Source organism: Psychroserpens sp. NJDZ02 (assembly GCF_004843725.1).
Taxonomy (GTDB): domain Bacteria; phylum Bacteroidota; class Bacteroidia; order Flavobacteriales; family Flavobacteriaceae; genus Olleya.
The window spans coordinates 615,059-629,616 of the sequence record NZ_CP039451.1 but is presented as its reverse complement, the minus strand read 5'-3'; the positions used below and the strand labels follow the sequence as shown (position 1 = coordinate 629,616).

15 protein-coding genes are annotated in these 14,558 nt (G+C 34.0%); 1 reads left to right on the top strand and 14 read right to left on the bottom strand.

Annotation, left to right across the window (positions count from 1 at the left end; all coding sequences use genetic code 11):
• Window positions 1-45: 45 nt before the first annotated feature.
• From E9099_RS02835 to gcvP, 4 genes are all read right to left on the bottom strand, one after another.
• Window positions 46-894, bottom strand: a complete 849-nt coding sequence (locus tag E9099_RS02835) for a glycosyltransferase (protein ID WP_136582209.1) — start codon at window positions 892-894, stop codon at window positions 46-48.
• An 83-nt stretch (window positions 895-977) separates the two neighbouring features.
• Window positions 978-1,499 (bottom strand): class I SAM-dependent methyltransferase, encoded by a 522-nt coding sequence (locus tag E9099_RS02830; RefSeq protein WP_136582208.1) that lies wholly within the window; start codon window positions 1,497-1,499, stop codon window positions 978-980.
• A 35-nt stretch (window positions 1,500-1,534) separates the two neighbouring features.
• Window positions 1,535-2,593, bottom strand: coding sequence for a 3-oxoacyl-ACP synthase III family protein (locus E9099_RS02825; protein WP_136582207.1), 1,059 nt, complete (start codon window positions 2,591-2,593; stop codon window positions 1,535-1,537).
• 94 nt (window positions 2,594-2,687) lie between these two features.
• The gene (gcvP, locus tag E9099_RS02820) at window positions 2,688-5,540 is read right to left on the bottom strand and encodes an aminomethyl-transferring glycine dehydrogenase (RefSeq protein ID WP_136582206.1); all 2,853 of its coding nucleotides are present in this window, start codon (window positions 5,538-5,540) and stop codon (window positions 2,688-2,690) included.
• A gap of 162 nt (window positions 5,541-5,702) precedes the next feature.
• Between gcvP and E9099_RS02815 the strand changes: the two genes are divergently transcribed.
• The gene (locus E9099_RS02815; RefSeq protein WP_136582205.1) at window positions 5,703-6,530 is read left to right on the top strand and encodes a hypothetical protein; all 828 of its coding nucleotides are present in this window, start codon (window positions 5,703-5,705) and stop codon (window positions 6,528-6,530) included.
• On the opposite strand, the gene E9099_RS02810 is transcribed toward E9099_RS02815, so the two are convergent.
• The 10 genes from E9099_RS02810 to E9099_RS02770 all read right to left on the bottom strand — a co-directional run bounded on the left by E9099_RS02810 (window position 6,510) and on the right by E9099_RS02770 (window position 14,533).
• On the bottom strand, window positions 6,510-6,767 hold the full coding sequence (locus E9099_RS02810) for a hypothetical protein (protein ID WP_240788945.1): 258 nt from the start codon (window positions 6,765-6,767) through the stop codon (window positions 6,510-6,512). The two genes, E9099_RS02815 and E9099_RS02810, sit on opposite strands and share 21 nt — an antisense overlap.
• A 2-nt stretch (window positions 6,768-6,769) precedes the next feature.
• Window positions 6,770-7,324 (bottom strand): sigma-70 family RNA polymerase sigma factor, encoded by a 555-nt coding sequence (locus E9099_RS02805; protein WP_101017327.1) that lies wholly within the window; start codon window positions 7,322-7,324, stop codon window positions 6,770-6,772.
• Window positions 7,325-7,381: 57 nt separating this feature from the next.
• Window positions 7,382-7,750, bottom strand: coding sequence for a DUF1731 domain-containing protein (locus E9099_RS19665; RefSeq protein WP_317130642.1), 369 nt, complete (start codon window positions 7,748-7,750; stop codon window positions 7,382-7,384).
• Window positions 7,751-7,764: 14 nt separating this feature from the next.
• Window positions 7,765-8,280, bottom strand: a complete 516-nt coding sequence (locus E9099_RS19660) for an NAD-dependent epimerase/dehydratase family protein (protein ID WP_317130641.1) — start codon at window positions 8,278-8,280, stop codon at window positions 7,765-7,767.
• Window positions 8,281-8,287: 7 nt separating this feature from the next.
• Complete coding sequence (locus E9099_RS02795; RefSeq protein WP_136582204.1) at window positions 8,288-9,163, bottom strand: methyltransferase domain-containing protein; 876 nt, start codon at window positions 9,161-9,163, stop codon at window positions 8,288-8,290.
• A 121-nt stretch (window positions 9,164-9,284) separates the two neighbouring features.
• A complete protein-coding gene (locus E9099_RS02790; protein ID WP_136582203.1) occupies window positions 9,285-9,620 on the bottom strand; it encodes a hypothetical protein in 336 nt (111 codons plus the stop codon).
• A gap of 55 nt (window positions 9,621-9,675) precedes the next feature.
• Window positions 9,676-10,179 (bottom strand): GbsR/MarR family transcriptional regulator, encoded by a 504-nt coding sequence (locus tag E9099_RS02785; protein ID WP_136582202.1) that lies wholly within the window; start codon window positions 10,177-10,179, stop codon window positions 9,676-9,678.
• Window positions 10,180-10,300: 121 nt separating this feature from the next.
• Window positions 10,301-12,331 (bottom strand): M3 family metallopeptidase, encoded by a 2,031-nt coding sequence (locus tag E9099_RS02780; protein ID WP_136582201.1) that lies wholly within the window; start codon window positions 12,329-12,331, stop codon window positions 10,301-10,303.
• Window positions 12,332-12,892: 561 nt separating this feature from the next.
• Entirely contained in the window at window positions 12,893-13,375 is a 483-nt protein-coding gene (purE, locus tag E9099_RS02775; RefSeq protein ID WP_136582200.1) for a 5-(carboxyamino)imidazole ribonucleotide mutase, read from the bottom strand.
• A 3-nt stretch (window positions 13,376-13,378) separates the two neighbouring features.
• A complete protein-coding gene (locus tag E9099_RS02770; protein WP_136582199.1) occupies window positions 13,379-14,533 on the bottom strand; it encodes a 5-(carboxyamino)imidazole ribonucleotide synthase in 1,155 nt (384 codons plus the stop codon).
• Between the last annotated feature and the right edge of the window lie 25 nt (window positions 14,534-14,558).

Sequence of the window (14,558 nt, the reverse complement as noted above, 5' to 3'; positions counted from 1 at the left end):
CTTTCACTATTTAATTGACCTTCAGTATTGTCAGATCAACGTTTTCTAAAATAATTTTTTCTTAACACCAGTCCATCTTAGGTTTCTGATAAATTGACCTTCTTTAATTGATACTAGTTGTTCGGGTTTGTTTCTGGAAGCTTTTAGATAGCCAATAATATAATCTTTAAAGTAGCGAAAGCTTTTCTTTTTTAAGCCCATTTTTAAGGCTGTTATAAGTGTCAGTGTAAAACCGTAGCGCATTTTGTACATCGCTTCACCTTGCAAGTATTTTGCACCTTTATTGTAGCTTGCACCTGTAGGTTTTAAATGTTTGACGTGTAATGTGTCGTCCAGGACAATATCATACTTATTATATTTCGCTAACAACTCGTCAATAGTATCCCAGCCCATCTCTCTTTTAAGTTGTCCGATAGCTTCAAAACAATCTTTTCGGTAAGCTTTAAGTGCACCTCTAATATGGTCTTTTCCTGTAATAGATTCTAGAACCCAATCGTTGTTTTTTTCAATATAACAATAGCCAGCAACCATTCCAATGGTTTTACTTTTATTAAAATGAAGGGCTAATGTTTCTAAATAATTTAAAGGAAATATAAGATCGGCATCAAATTTACAAAGTACATCGTAATTGGTATTCAAAACCTCATAACCTTTGTAAAAGGCATTGATTATTTTAGTACCTGGTAAGTGTTTGTTTGATGACGTAACGTTAACTAAAGTGATACAGTCATATTGTTTCTGAAAGTCCTTTACAATCGTTTTGGTATTATCCGTAGAGTTATCATTAACCACCACAATTTGTTTAGGAAGTAACGTTTGGTCTACTAAAGACTGTAGCGTTAATCCAATAGAAGATTCTTCGTTATGTGCTGGAATAATAATGCTGAAATTCAAGGTCTAGTATTTAAAATTCAAAGTTAAATGATTTTAATTTAATGAAAAGATTGCTTCACTATGTTCGCAATGACTAGATTTTCTTAAGTTCTTTCGGCATAAATAATATAATATCGAGGGGTAAACCATCTTAAAATAGGTCTAATTCCTAGTTTTTTTGTTGGATTGGTCCATTTTTGTCTGTCTATAATTTTCCATCCCGTTTTTTCTAATAACCAATCTAATTGCCAATCTTCAAACTCGTGATAATGTCTATCCCATTTATCCGTTTTACTTCTGTAAGCAGAAGCAAACCATAATCTAAGCGGAACACTTATCACTAATTTGTCTGCTTTTATACTTTGTAAAACAGTAAAAGGATTTAATAGGTGTTCAAAAATCTCAAAAGCTGTGACTACTGTTGCATCTGAGTTTTTAATAGTAGCGGTGTCAAAATCTAGATCTTCACCTTTAGTATTTTCAACTACAAATGCATTGTCTTTTAAAATTTTGGTAAACGGGTTTTCGACACCTAAATCTAACACTGTCTCGGATTTAGAAATATGTTTTTCTAAAAATTGATAGGTTAGTTTAAAGCGTTTATGCGGAAAGGTTTGTTCGTACACAAAAATAGAGTTTCGTCTGAAACGGGTTCAGCTTTTTATTGTTTATAAACTATAGCATTAATATTCATACCTGCACCAACACTAGCAAAAAGGATTACATCCCCTTTGTTAATCTCTTGGTTTTCTAATTGACCTTTTAAAATCAAATCGTATAAAGTAGGCACGGTTGCAACGCTTGAATTACCAAGTGTACCAATACTCATAGGCATTATACCTTCAGGCATTTTCATGTTATGCAATTTGTAAAAACGTTTTACAATAGCTTCATCCATTTTTTCGTTAGCTTGATGGATCAAAATCTTTTTAACATCCGTTATATCGTAGCCACTTTTCTCTAAACAAGATTTTAAAGCTAGAGGTACGTTTGTTAAAGCGAATTCGTAAATCTTACGGCCAAACATTTTAATGTAACGACGTTGACTATCGGTTTCAGGCTTATTCGTTTCTCCGAAGAAAATATAATGCGCTTCGTCATAAGCAAAAGTTGCAGATTCGTGAGCCAAAATACCACCTTCTTCAGCGGTTTCTTCAACTATAACAGCACCAGAACCATCACTATAAATCATAGAATCACGATCATGTGCATCTATCACTCTAGATAAGGTTTCGCTACCAATAACTAAACAACGTTTAGCGATCCCTGCTTTAATAAAAGCATTGGCTTGTATAACGCCCTCTATCCATCCTGGACAACCAAAAAGTAAATCGTAACCAACACATTTTGGGTTTTTAATTTTCAATAAGTGTTTTACACGAGAAGCTATACTTGGTACGGTATCACTTTGCTCAGACCCGGTTTTTACATCACCATAGTTGTGTGCTACAATAATATAATCTAAAGTTTCTTTATCAATGTTTGCGTTTGCAATAGCCTTTTCTGCAGCGAAAAAAGCAATGTCAGAGTTTGATAGTTCAGGTTTAGCATAGCGCCTTTCCCCAATACCTGTTATCGCTTTAAACTTCTCTACGATAACCTCATTTGGGCTATTTATTTTAGAACCATCAGCATTTAAAAATTCGTGATTATAGAAATCTTCGTTTTTTTCTATAGTGCTTGGTATATAACTTCCTGTACCTGTAATCTTAATATTCATAAAAAAAGGATTGCCTTTAATTGTTTATCTGCTAAGATAAGCAGTAAAAATTAAAGGCAATTTTAATTGATTAATTATTTACGATGTTCAACGCTTAGTTTGCCTCTACATATGCTTCAATAGGTGCACAAGTGCAAAATAAATTACGGTCTCCGTAAGCATCGTCAACACGACGTACAGAAGGCCAGAACTTATTGTTTATCACGTAGTCAAGTGGGTAGGCAGCCTTCTCGCGAGAGTAAGGTAATAGCCATTCGTCACTTGTTAACATCGCTAATGTGTGCGGTGCATTTTTTAACGGATTATTATGGTCATCTTTTGATGCAGCATCAATTTCTTTTCTAATAGAAATCATGGCATCACAAAAACGATCCATTTCTGCTTTGCTTTCACTTTCAGTTGGCTCAATCATCATGGTTCCTGCAACCGGAAAAGATACTGTTGGTGCATGAAAACCATAATCCATCAAACGCTTAGCAATATCTACAACTTCGATACCATTTGCTTTAAACGGACGACAGTCTATAATCATTTCATGTGCTGCACGACCTTGTTCTCCAGAGTACAACGTTTCATAAGCGCCTTGTAATCTGTGCTTGATGTAATTAGCATTTAAAATAGCAATTTCAGTTGATTTTTTTAAACCTTCTGTCGCTAACATTTTAATGTAACCATAAGAAATTAAACAGACTAACGCTGATCCAAAAGGCGCAGCAGAAATAGCAGTAATAGCTTGATCTCCTCCAGTTTTGATTACTGGGTTGGTTGGTAAAAATGGGACTAATTGTTTAGCCACACATATTGGTCCAACACCAGGTCCACCACCACCGTGAGGTATAGCAAACGTTTTATGTAAGTTTAAGTGGCAAACATCTGCACCAATACTCCCTGGATTAGTTAGGCCTACTTGCGCATTCATGTTGGCACCGTCCATATAGACTTGACCACCATTATCGTGTATTATTTGTGTGATATTTTTTATTCCAGACTCATAAACACCATGTGTTGATGGGTAGGTTACCATTAAGGCCGCTAAATTATCTTTATGTAATTCGGCTTTTTCGCGTAAGTCTTCAACGTCTATATTTCCATTTTCGTCTGCTTTAGTAACAACCACTTTCATTCCGGCCATAACTGCACTTGCAGGATTGGTTCCGTGTGCAGAACTTGGTATTAAACAGATATTTCTGTGATGGTCATTTCTAGATTCGTGATACGCTCTAATAACCATTAACCCAGCATACTCACCTTGAGCACCAGAGTTTGGTTGTAAAGAAGTCCCTGCAAAACCTGTAATTTCCGTTAATTGGTCTTCTAATGCTTTTAACATTTGTTGGTAACCTTCGGCTTGATCTATTGGCACAAATGGGTGTATACTTCCCCAGTTTGGATTACTTAATGGAAGCATTTCTGAGGCTGCATTCAGCTTCATTGTGCAAGACCCAAGTGCAATCATAGAGTGATTTAAAGCTAAATCTTTACGCTCTAATCCTTTGACGTAACGCATTAATTCTGTTTCAGAATGGTGCGTATTAAAAACGTCTAAAGTTAAAAAGGCTGTTTGACGTTGGATTGAATTTTGAATATTGTTTGCGTCAGTAAAACTATCTATGGTTACTGCCGGCTTTGTTTCCGCTTCAGCGAAAATTGAAATAATCTCGTTTAAATCGTTTACAGAAGTCGTTTCGTTTAGAGAAACCGTTACTGTAGTATCGTTAGGGTAATAAAAATTAACCTCACGCTGTTCTGCAATTGTTTTTACTGCAGGCGCATTCGCTTTAAGTTGGATGGTATCAAAAAAGGCAGTGTTTACTTGCTCGATTCCCATTTTAGTTAAGGCGTCGGCTAAAGTAGAGGTTGCATTATGTACTTTGTTAGCTATAAACGTTAACCCTTTTGGTCCGTGATACACGGCGTACATACCAGCCATAACAGCTAATAATACTTGTGCAGTACAGATATTAGAGGTTGCTTTATCACGTTTAATGTGCTGCTCTCTAGTTTGTAAAGCCATACGTAATGCTCTGTTACCATTAGCGTCTTTTGTAACACCAATAATACGACCAGGAATATCACGTTTGTAAGCTTCTTTAGTTGCAAAATAAGCGGCGTGTGGACCTCCGTAACCCATTGGGATACCAAAGCGTTGTGTAGTACCAACAACCACATCTGCACCAAATTTACCTGGCGCTTCTAATTTTACTAAACTTAAAATATCTGCAGCTACTGCTACTTTTATGTTATTAGCATTTGCTTTTTCGATAAAAGTTTTGATGTCTGTAATTTGACCATCTTTTCCTGGGTATTGTAAAATAGCTCCGAAAAAGTCTGAAGAAAAATCGAATGTTGCTTCAGTACCAATGACTAGCTCAATTCCAATTGGAGTTGCTCTGGTTTGTAATAATGAAAGTGTTTGCGGTAAAATAGCATCACTTACAAAAAACTTGCAGATTCCTGCTTTTTTCTGATCACGTGCTCTAACCGAAAATAACAAACTCATAGCTTCTGCAGCAGCAGTACTCTCATCTAATAAAGAGGCATTTGCTAATTCCATTCCTGTTAAATCGGTAATCATGGTTTGGAAGTTAAGCAATGCTTCTAAACGTCCTTGCGCAATTTCTGCTTGATAAGGCGTGTAAGCTGTGTACCAACCCGGGTTTTCTAAAACGTTACGTTGTATAACAGCCGGTAGAATTGTAGGGTGGTACCCTAATCCAATATAGGTTTTATAAGTTTTGTTAAGTTTTGACAGGTTGTTAATATGATTTGAGTATTCATATTCTGTCATTGCTTCGTCTAATTGTAACTCTTTTTTAAGACGAATTGGTGCAGGAACGGTTTCAGAAATTAGTTGTTCTATCGAATCTGCATTAACTGTTTGAAGCATTAGTTTTTGATCATTTTCTCTAGGACCAATGTGACGTAATGCGAAAGCGTTTGTATTCATTTGTGTTGTGTTGTTAATGTCCTATTTTAAAGGACTGACAATAAATTATAGTTGCTTTTTTAATGATTGCAAAATTAACAAAATCTAATAGAAAGTTTTGTTAAAAATTGAAAGTTTTCAACTATTAAGCTCCTTTATTAACAGATTAATTATTTTTGCCTAATGAAGGCGTTAAAACAACTTTTAGATTTTTACATAAATAGCAGCGTTCATGTTGCTTTGGCAGTGTATGCATTAAGCTGGGTGACTCTAAAAAAGTTTGAAGTAGATTATGATAGTAGTGTGCTGTGGTTTAATTTTTATGCCACAATAACGGGATATAATTTTGTAAAGTATTTTGGAATTGCCAAGTGGCACCATAGAAGTTTGGCTAGTTGGTTACGCGTTACACAAGTGTTTTCTTTAGGTTGCTTTATTTTAATGTGCTATTATGCTTTACAGTTAGCGGAGGAGGCGTTGATTTTGATTGCAATTTTTGGAGGTGTTACTTTTTTATATGCCATTCCTTTTTTACCTAAAAAATGGTATTTGGATACGCAACAAAATCTAAGAGATATTAGTGGTTTAAAAGTATATGTTATTGCTTTGGTGTGGAGTGGCGTGACCGTTATTTTGCCACTAGTAAATAACCAAGTTAGCTTTAGTGAGGATGTTATCGTGTCCGTAATACAAATCTTTATATTCGTAATTGCTTTAATGTTGCCCTTTGAAATTATAGACTTACGTTATGATAGTCTAAAATTGGCGACAATACCTCAGAAAATAGGAGTGAAGCGTACAAAACTATTAGGATTTGTGCTGTTACTAATCTTTTATGTTTCAGAATTTTTTAAAGACACCATTAAAACAGACTATTTGATAACACAAGTAATAGTCTGTTTAGTGTTAGGTGTATTTATACTATTTGCTAACCAAAATAGAACCAAATATTATACGTCCTTTTGGTTAGAAGCTTTGCCTGTTTTTTGGCTAGTGTTGGTGCTTGTTTAATTCTTTTTCAAAAGACGATTTAATGGTATCTTTCTCTGTAGAAGATAAGTTTTTCGATTTTACTTTTTTGATTAAAGCTGTAAGCTTACCATTAGTTTTGGAATGTTGCCTACATACTTTACATATTAAAGCATGAAATTTAAACTTCACTTTTTCCCATAGTGACGCTTCGTGATATTGTGCTTTGTCACAAATGTGACCGGATTCCTCGCAAGAAATCATAAATTTATTCTTCATTTTTAAAACCAATTATTTTGTAAACAACTTGCCATAGATACTCGGGCTCTGTGTATTATAACCCATAGATTAGACGCAGTAATTTCTAATTCATTACAAATAGTTTCCGTTTCATAATTTAAAATCGTTTTCATTTCAAATATTTGAGCTTGCTTTTTCGGTAATTTTGATAAACAATTCTCAATGGCATCGGCTAACTCTGTATTTTCAATTTGGTCTTCAGCTGTTTTATCGTAGGGATCTGCAACGCGTTCCTCTAACCAATCACCTTCAGTTTCGCTGTCACTATTATAGGACATTCTAACTTCTGCTTTTCCTTTGTTAGAGTTGATTTTACGGTAATGATCAATGACTTTTCTTTTTAAGATAGAAACTAACCATGTACGTTCGCTAGCTTCGCCTTTAAAATTTTTCATGCTTTTTAGACCAGCTAAAAATGTTTCAGAGACTAAATCTTGAGCGATAGCTCTGTCATTAACACGCGTGATGGTGTAATTAAACAGGTAATCGCTGTATAAATCAATCCATTTGTTGGGATCTATTTTGTGATTAGGCATATAAATAATTTTTCTTTTTCAGGCTAAAAATAGTGAAATTAGAATAAAGCGTAAGTTTTATTTTTTTAATAAGTCTTCTAGGGCGTTTTTTATTTTTATAAACTTGAACGTAAAGCCATGTTGAAGTAGTTTTTCAGGGTGTACATTTCTACTTTTTGTAACCAACTCTGTTTCTGTACCTATAAAGAATGCTCCTACTTTTAAAAGCCAAATAGGGTGTGAAATACCAAACGGAACTTTTAAAACCTGTCTTAAACTTTGCATCAGTGTTTTATTGTCTGTCGGTTGAGGCACACAAAGATTAAATACGCCTTCTAAATTCTGATCCATTAAAAACTGAATAGCACTAGTAAAGTCAGCTTCATGTATCCAGCTTACTTTTTGATCTCCAGAGGCTTGTTTACCGCCTAATCCAAAACGGGTCAATTGTTTTAAAGGGATTATTGCGCCACCTTTTTGCCCAATACAATAGAGGTGCGTAAGATTACTTTTTTTGTTTTCGGGGTTGTTATGGCGTTAAAAGTTTGCTCCCAGGATTTAGCAATATTCATGGAAAAGTCATCACCTATAATTCCGGTTTTCTCAGTATTTGGTCTATCCAGTGATCCTTTATATATTGTTGCAGTGGAGGAATTTAACCAATACTTAGGTGGATTATCACATAAGTTGACTGCTAATCCAAGCAAATTGGTGGTGTCAATTCTGGAATTGTAAATCGCTTTTTTGTTTTTATCTGTATATCTGCAATCCACAGATTTTCCTGCTAAATTTATTAATGCGTCTGCATTTTCTAAATGTTTAGTCCAATTACCCAATTCTGTTCCATTCCAATAAATTTCGTTTTCAGATTTTGGGTGTCTACTTAAAATGAAGACAGTATAATTTTGTTTTGTAAAGTGGTCTTTTAAAACTTGTCCTAAAAATCCCGTACCGCCTGCTATAATTATTGTTTTCATTTTTAATTTATTTAGTACAAGTTATAATGTAATACCCAAAGCTTGTCATGTGCAGTCCAGATAATAGCGCATAGAAAGATCCTTGTAAGTTATGCAGACTTTCTTTTTTTAAACCTTTCAGGGTTATGATGTTTTTTATGAAGAAACTCATAATTGTAAACGGAACATGTAATACAGAAGGAGCTACTCTAAGCGAAGCGTCTTCTATTTTGATATTTGTAAAGCCAACAGATTGAAGCTTTTTAACTATATTGTTTTTAGTTTCTAACTTTTCTAAACTCCAATGACTACACAGTTTGTGATACGCGTATTTACCACCGTAACATAATTCTGTTTCTTCTTTTTTCAAGAAAGCATCAGCAATAACTAATTTGCCATCTGGCTTTAAGATACGGTAAGCTTCTTTTAGTGCTGTTTTGCTATGACCAGAATGACAAAAACTTTCTATGGCTAAAGCCGAATTAAAACTGTTAGATTTAAACGAGGTGTTATTGTAGTTTTCTTTTAGGATTGTTCCTTTTAAGCCTTTTAATAATGTGTTTCCTTTATTAACTTGAAAGTCAGATAGTGTGACACCAAAAGCGGTCAGATTCTTATGTTTTTTAATAGCATATCGCATGGATCCTCCCATACCGCAACCTAAATCAATTAAAGTTGCTTTTTTATTAGTGTAATTAAAGCGACTGATTACTTGGTTTGTCATTTGGTTTAACATGACATCTCTTTTAAAAGGACTTGTTTTAAAAGGAATGTAGTATCCAAAATGCATATTAAAATCTTTACTCCAAAACTCATAATCTTCTGTTGCTTCGTTATAAAAGTCAACCATTTCTATTTTGTTTTGTTCTGACTGATCAAGTTGTGCTGTGAGTATTGTTTTCATAAGTCCTGCGTTTTATTTAATGGCATATATTTATAATGAATAACCAAGTCTTTAACTAGATCTAGTCGGAAAAGTTTAATTATAAATAAATGGCTGATTTGCTCTTAGTTCAATGTGCTTTTTATGATTCCTTTGTTGTTATTGAGTGAAGTATTGTTACAAAATATACGGCAATACTCATTGGTATTATTACAATGGTAAGTACAACGAGAAGACCAGAGTTAATGTCATCTATAAGTATCCATCCTAAGCCATAGGTTAGTGTTAAAAACCAATAAATCTTTAAGTGTGTTTTATTTTGAATAGATAATTTATTCCATAAAGAAGTAATACCTAGTGCACTAATTACTTGAAGTGCTCCTAATACTAGTTGTGCATAGAATCCTAAGAAAATAGTTAGATAAAGTGCTAGTGTTACTATTAGCGTAAATTTGTTAATTAAATAAATGCTTCTCATAATTATTGATTTTATAAAACTTTCAGAAATTATTGAAAGTTAATAGTAAATTTTTTTATTTGAATAGTTTAAGTAAAGATTTAGTAATCCAGTTTTGTTTTTGATTTACCAATTTATTTATCATCACGTCCATAGTTTCCGTTAACTCATGAAGTGCTTTTGTTTGTTTAATTAATTCTTTAGTTTTTGCTGTGCCATCATCTGTAATACTAGACACATCGCTTAGTACTTTTACAACAGGTTTGATTTCTCTTCTGCTACGTTCTACCGCAATAATTCTTGCTAATTCTTGTACGTCTTTTTCTGTAGTAAAAAATTCTTTACGCTCTCCAGCAACTAATGTTTTGGTTACAATGCCCCAATCCATTAATTGTCTTAGATTCATACTTGTATTTCCTCTAGAAATTTTTAAATCTGCCATGATCTCTTCCATAGATAATGGTTTAGTGGATATAAAAAGAAGCGCTTGTATTTGTGCCATAGCTTTGTTTATTCCCCATAAAGAACCTAAACTTCCCCAAGTACTAATAAATTTATCTTTTGCTTCTTGATATTCCATGACACAAAGATATAACTTATTTTTAAACTTTCAGTAATTATTGAAAGTTTAATTTTGTGAATTAAAAAAGCCACGCTTAACAAAGTTGAGAGTGGCTTGATTTATAAAGAGTGCTGCTTGATTATTTAATCAGTCCTGCACGTTTTAATAACGCTTCCGGTTTTGGTTCTTGGCCTCTAAAACGTTTGTACAATACCATTGGGTTTTCTGTACCACCTTGAGACAATACATTATCCTTGAATTTTTTGGCTACGTCTTTATTAAAAATACCTTCTTCCTTAAAGTAGTCAAAGGCATCTGCATCTAAAACTTCTGCCCATTTGTAGCTATAGTACCCAGAAGAGTACCCGCCTTGAAAGATGTGTGCAAAAGCAGTGCTCATACAGTTTTCTTTGACGTCAGGATATAAGTTAGTGTCCTCAAAGGTTTTGTATTCATGCATTTTTACATCTGTAATGTCTGATGGGTTTATACCATGCCAGCTCATATCTAAAAGACCAAAACTTAATTGTCTTAAGGTTTGCATGCCTTCTTGGAACGTTGCACTCTCTTTAATTTTTTCAACTAAGTCCATTGGGATGATTTCGCCGGTTTCGTAGTGTTTAGCAAAAAGTTCTAATGCTTCTTTCTCATAACACCAATTTTCCAAGACTTGACTTGGTAGCTCCACAAAATCCCAAAATACACTTGTTCCTGATAAACTAGGGTAGGTTGTATTAGCAAGCATGCCGTGTAATCCATGACCAAACTCATGAAATAAAGTAGTGACTTCATTAAACGTTAGTAAAGACGGTTTGCTTTTGGTAGGTTTCGTAAAATTACAAACATTAGAGATATGTGGTCTTTCATTAATACCATCTTTAATAAATTGAGGTTTGTAAGAGGTCATCCATGCGCCATTTCGTTTTCCAGCTCTCGGAAAAAAATCAGCGTAGAATATAGAGACTAAGTCATTATTCTCATCTAAAACCTCGAAAGTCATAACATCTTCATGATACTTATCTATGGTGTCAATTTTTTTAAATTGAAGCCCAAATAATTTATTTGCGACTTGAAAAGCACCATCAATGACATTCTCTAATTTAAAGTAAGGCTTAAGTTGCTCGTCATCTAAATTAAATAATTTTTGTTTTAATTTTTCCGAGTAGTAAGCAGAATCCCATTTTTGTAATTGATCAATGTTATCAAGTTCTTTTGCGAAAGCTTCTAATTCGGCAAACTCACGTTCAGCAGCAGGTTTAGCTTTTACTAATAACTCCTGTAAAAAGGTATTTACTTTTTCTGGCGTTTCTGCCATGCGCTCTTCTAATACAAAGTGCGAATGTGTTTGATAGCCTAAAAGATTAGCGCGTTCAAAACGTAATTTGGCAATATCTAAAACATTACTTTGGTTATCCAAAACGTCCTTTTTAAAACCTTTAGCCCCAGAAGCTTTTGCTAATTTTTCGCGTAAATCTCTACGGTCAGCATAGGTCATAAACGGAATGTAACTTGGATAATCTAATGTAATCAACCAACCGTCTTTGTCTTTGCTTTCTGCTAATTGTTTGGCAGCTTCTTTAGCGCCTTCAGGTAAACCAGAAACTTCATCTTCTTTGGTTAATAGCATTTCAAAAGCATTAGTTTCTGCTAATAAGTTTTCGCCAAACTTTAATTTAATACTTGCTAATTGTTTATCAATAGCTCTTAATTTTAGTTTTTTGTCTTCAGATAAGTTGGCTCCGTTTCTAGAAAAGCTTTTATATTTTTTATCTAATAATGTGTTTTGTTCTGTAGTTAAGTCTAAACTGTCTTTGGAATCAAAAACTGCTTTAACTTTAGTAAACAAGGCTTGATTTAAGGTGATGTCATTTCCAAACTCGGTTAAAATAGGAGAGATGTCTTGTGCTATTTTCTGAATCTCGTCGTTTGTTTCAGCTGAATTTAAATTGAAAAATATACTCGTGACACGATCTAATTGTTGTCCTGCAAATTCTAAGGCTTCAATTGTATTTTCAAACGTTGGTGCATCAGTATTGGTAACTATGACATCAATATCTTGCTTAGCCTCTTCAATAAGTTTTAAAATCGAAGGTTTATAGTCCTCGTTTTTTATAGATTGAAATGGTGCCGTGTTAAAATTTGTAGTAAAAGGTTTTAAAAGTATGTTCATTATAACGTTGTAGTATAAATGTTTTGTTAAAATTAATATTTTTATTGCATATTAATTATATAAATGTCTATTTTCGCATAGATTTTTTCCCGTGAGCTGGTTACTCACTTAAAAATTATTGATTAATAGCGATAAAAAGCCTCAGATACTTCTGAGGCTTTTTTTTTTCGTTTTTTTTCTCTTTCTGTTACTCATCGTATTAATGTCTCCTTTAAACTAAAATAAAAAATGTTTTTGAACAACTATGAGAGTTTATAAATTAAAGTAACGTTTTTGCAACTGTTTTTTTGATATGAGTATTTATACCCATATGTATAGAAAAATAATAGCGATGGAAGCCTCAAACTTAGTTTGGGGCTTTTTTTTGCACAAAAACAGTGTTTTGACGGTTATTTATGCATTTTATCGAAAGCGTAAGATTTGAGAGGTGTTATTTCTACTATTAGAGGGACAAGTGGCAAATTTGTACTAGGTTTTTTTGATGTGAGATTATATTAACCTCATACAGAAGATTAATAGCGATTGAAAACCCCAACTTTAGTTGGGGTTTTCTATTTTCAACTATTTAATAGCTTCAGCTGCTTGCTCTACTTTTAATTTTAGATTGTCTTTATAAGCTATTATTTTGTCCAAAACTAAAGGGTCTGAGGCGCCTATAATTTGTGCTGCTAGGATACCAGCATTTTTAGCTCCGTTTAAGGCTACTGTAGCTACAGGAACTCCTCCAGGCATTTGAAGGATAGATAATACAGAATCCCATCCATCAATAGAGTTGCTACTTTTTACAGGGACGCCTATAATTGGTAATGGACTTAAAGAGGCTACCATACCTGGTAAATGTGCAGCGCCACCAGCACCCGCAATAATTACTTTAATCCCTCTTTTATGTGCGTTTTTACTAAATTCAAATAATTTTTCGGGTGTACGATGTGCAGATACGATATCAACTTCAATATCTATTTCAAAATCTTTTAAAATATCTATAGCGTCTTGCATGACTGGCATATCGCTATTGCTTCCCATTATTACTGCTACTTTATTCATCTTTTATTGACTTATTACTTTTATACTGTTTTTAACTTCTTCAGCAATTTGACGTGCTGTATTTAAATCTTCGTTTATTATAGTGACATGTCCCATTTTTCTAAAAGGACGGGTTTCTTTTTTCCCGTATATGTGCGGTGTTACACCGTCCATAGCCATGATAGCTTCAATATTTTTATATTTTACGGGGCCTGCGTAATCTTCTGCGCCCACTAGGTTAACCATAACAGCTGCCGTTTTATTATCTGTTTTACCTAATGGTAATCCTAAAACCGCGCGGATGTGTTGTTCAAATTGCGAAGTGTAACTCGCTTCAATAGTTTGGTGTCCAGAGTTATGTGGTCTTGGTGCGACTTCATTAATCAGAATCTGATCATCTTCGGTTTGAAATAATTCGACTGCCAATAAACCAACATGATTAAACGCTTCGGATGTTTTTAAAGCAATGTCTTGTGCTTTTTTAGTAACTTCAGGGGATATTCTTGCTGGACAAATAACATATTCTACTTGATTGGCTTCTGGATGAAACTCCATTTCGACTACAGGATACGTTTTCGTTTCTCCGGTAGCACTTCTTGCAACAATAACGGCTAATTCATTTTTAAAAGGCACTAATTGCTCTGCTATACATTCGCCTTTAGGCAAATCTGTTAAATCCGCAATAGATCGTACTATTTTAACCCCATTACCGTCATAGCCAAACTGTGCTGCTTTCCACACAAAGGGTAACTTTAACCCACCGTTATCAATGGCGTCTTCAATTTCTGAGACATAAGCAAACCGACTAAAAGGAGCAGTTGGCAAATTATGATCTTGATAAAATAATTTTTGCGTTGCTTTATTTTGGATACGTTGCAAAGTTTTAGAGGACGGATAGACTTTTACGCCTTCATTTTCTAGCTTTTCTAATGCGTCAACATTGACGTTTTCAATCTCAATGGTAAGCACATTAACCTGCTTTCCAAAATTGTAAACGGTATCAAAATCCATTAAGTCACCTTTTGTAAATTCATTACAGGCCATTCGGCTTGGTGCTTCACTGCTATTGTCTAAAACGCAAGTGTATATGTCAAATTTTCGAGTATCATACAGGAGCATTTTGCCCAATTGGCCACCACCTAAAATACCTAATTTAAAGTCAGAAGAAAAATAATTCATTAGTCAAGAAACGTGTTAGCTACAA

Coding starts and splice junctions, on each gene's coding strand:
- E9099_RS02825 (WP_136582207.1), bottom strand. CDS start 2,593: ATGAATATTAAGATTACAGGTACAGGAAGTTATATACCAAGCACTATA.
- gcvP (WP_136582206.1), bottom strand. CDS start 5,540: ATGAATACAAACGCTTTCGCATTACGTCACATTGGTCCTAGAGAAAAT.
- E9099_RS02815 (WP_136582205.1), top strand. CDS start 5,703: ATGAAGGCGTTAAAACAACTTTTAGATTTTTACATAAATAGCAGCGTT.
- E9099_RS02810 (WP_240788945.1), bottom strand. CDS start 6,767: ATGAAGAATAAATTTATGATTTCTTGCGAGGAATCCGGTCACATTTGT.
- E9099_RS02805 (WP_101017327.1), bottom strand. CDS start 7,324: ATGCCTAATCACAAAATAGATCCCAACAAATGGATTGATTTATACAGC.
- E9099_RS19660 (WP_317130641.1), bottom strand. CDS start 8,280: ATGAAAACAATAATTATAGCAGGCGGTACGGGATTTTTAGGACAAGTT.
- E9099_RS02795 (WP_136582204.1), bottom strand. CDS start 9,163: ATGAAAACAATACTCACAGCACAACTTGATCAGTCAGAACAAAACAAA.
- E9099_RS02790 (WP_136582203.1), bottom strand. CDS start 9,620: ATGAGAAGCATTTATTTAATTAACAAATTTACGCTAATAGTAACACTA.
- E9099_RS02785 (WP_136582202.1), bottom strand. CDS start 10,179: ATGGAATATCAAGAAGCAAAAGATAAATTTATTAGTACTTGGGGAAGT.
- E9099_RS02780 (WP_136582201.1), bottom strand. CDS start 12,331: ATGAACATACTTTTAAAACCTTTTACTACAAATTTTAACACGGCACCA.
- purE (WP_136582200.1), bottom strand. CDS start 13,375: ATGAATAAAGTAGCAGTAATAATGGGAAGCAATAGCGATATGCCAGTC.
- E9099_RS02770 (WP_136582199.1), bottom strand. CDS start 14,533: ATGAATTATTTTTCTTCTGACTTTAAATTAGGTATTTTAGGTGGTGGC.